This window comes from Pseudomonas sp. SCT (assembly GCF_003864275.1).
In the GTDB taxonomy this organism is placed as follows: domain Bacteria; phylum Pseudomonadota; class Gammaproteobacteria; order Pseudomonadales; family Pseudomonadaceae; genus Stutzerimonas; species Stutzerimonas stutzeri_AE.
Window position 1 is genome coordinate 1 of record NZ_BDJA01000028.1, and the last position, 1,235, is coordinate 1,235.

Here is a 1,235-nt window from a genome sequence, read left to right on the forward strand (position 1 = left end):
TGTAGTGGTCAACCCATCCCGGACAGTGGGTTAAGTTTTTCTTCGGCCACCGCAGGCGGCAGCCCGTCGTTGAATTGATGCGGTCTGATCCAGTTGTAGCGATGCATCAGGTAATGGCTGATGTCTCGCTGAGCCTCCAAGGCTGTCAGATATCCAGTTGCTGGGATCCATTCCGACTTCAGGCTGCGGAACAGGCGCTCCATCGGCGAGTTGTCCCAGCAATTTCCTCGGCGGCTCATGCTCTGCTGCATCCGGTAGCGCCATAGCCGTTGCCGGAAGAGGCGGCTGGCGTACTGGCTGCCCTGATCCGAATGGAATAGCACCTGTTGTGGCTGGCCGCGTTGTTCGTAAGCCATGTCGAGAGCCTTAATCACTAGCTCAGCATCCGGCTTCGTGGAAAACGCCCAGCCAATCGTCCGTCGTGTGTACAGATCCAGCACTGCGGCCAGGTAATGCCAGCGACCTTGTGCCCAGACGTAGGTAATGTCGCCGCACCACACCTGGTTCGGGCGCTGGACTGCGAACTTGCGGTTTAACCGATTCGGGATATCCGGGCGCTCAACTGTGGCCTGCTTGTAAGCGTGCGAGCCCGGCTGCTTGCTGACGAGGCCCAGCTCACGCATCAACCGACGCACACGGAAACGGCCAATCGTCACGCCGTCCACGCGCAACATGCCCAGGATGCTTCGGCTGCCAGCCGAGCCTCGACTTTGGCTAAACAACTCGTTGACCCGGCTACGTAGCGCAACGCGACGAGCATCGACACGGCGACGTCGAAGGCGATGGGCGTAGTAGCACGACCGCGCCACATCGAAAGCTGAACAGACCACTTCTACCGGCTCCTGCTCACTCAACTGGTCTATCAGCGCGTACGATCGAGTTCGTCCGACATCAAGAGAGCGGTAGCCTTTTTTAATATCGCTTTCTCCCGTTCCAGCCGGTTGATCCGGGCTTCTAGCTCCTGAATCTTCTGCTGCTCGGGTGTCAGCGCCTTGCTCTTCGGCGTGACGCCCTGACGCTCGTCCTGAAGCTGTTTCACCCAGCGGCGCAATGCCGAATCCACGATGCCCAGCGAACGGCAGGCCTCGATATGGCTATAGCCTTGATCCAGAACCAAGGCAGCAGCCTCGCGTTTGAACTCGGCGGAAAACGTACGTCGTTGCTTGCTCATCGAACACCTCTTGATGGCGAGGATTTTCGCCTAAATCGGTGTCCGGGATCAGTAGACCACTACA

At 58.6% G+C, this 1,235-nt stretch carries 1 protein-coding gene; it reads right to left on the reverse strand.

The window, feature by feature from the left end; all coding sequences use genetic code 11:
• Positions 1-8: 8 nt before the first annotated feature.
• A protein-coding gene (locus tag BHD08_RS22900) for an IS3 family transposase (protein ID WP_125025260.1) occupies positions 9-1,171 on the reverse strand; the annotation gives its coding sequence in 2 pieces (ribosomal slippage) (positions 9-916 and positions 916-1,171; 1,164 coding nt in all).
• Positions 1,172-1,235: the final 64 nt, after the last annotated feature.